This window comes from Psychrobacter sp. 1U2 (assembly GCF_051847575.1).
This window is the reverse complement of sequence record NZ_JBPYDC010001323.1, coordinates 1-629: the sequence shown is the minus strand read 5'-3', so window position 1 is coordinate 629 and position 629 is coordinate 1. Positions and strand designations below refer to the sequence as shown.

1 pseudogene is annotated in these 629 nt (G+C 38.2%); it reads left to right on the top strand.

Annotated features, from left to right (window positions below):
• A pseudogene (locus ACS8FD_RS21880) lies at positions 1–629 on the top strand (hypothetical protein); the annotation flags it as partial.

Sequence of the window (629 nt, the reverse complement as noted above, 5' to 3'; positions counted from 1 at the left end):
AAGATAAAGATAAAGATAAAGATAAAGATAAAGATAAATATGTATTGTATGGGTGTGAAGACAGAAGCTCGAATCTTACTACAAAACTAGGTTATACCTACTACCCCTGTAAGTCAGGCGAATACGATGATGAAAAGGAATATGATAAAGAAAGTGATATAGAGCTTGATAAGATTGGTATCTATAATGGTGACACCTATGTGACGTACGAAGAGAACGGTAGAACTTATTACCTTAAATTAGTGGAAGAGGATGGAAGCGGGAGTTCAATAGGTGGCTTCGACCAATCCTCTGATGATACAAAACTAAAGCCAGGACTATCAAAGTACGACTCTCCTATTAAGGGCGAAGCTAGCCAATGTGATGGCTATGGTGTTTACTTTCTAACTGATGGTGAGCCTAATACATCGACTAACGATACTATTAATTTGATGGAAAATAGCCTAGTTGGTAGTTCACTCACCATGGGCAACTCGTGCAATTCTAGTCTACCAAGTACAGGTACCTATAAGGCGGCTGCTAGATGGGAGTGTATCGGTGAATACTCTAAAGCATTGTATAACGAGAATAATTCCAAAAATACTCTTATTGCCACTGCAACAGTAGGTTTTGGCAACGTATTTAAACAA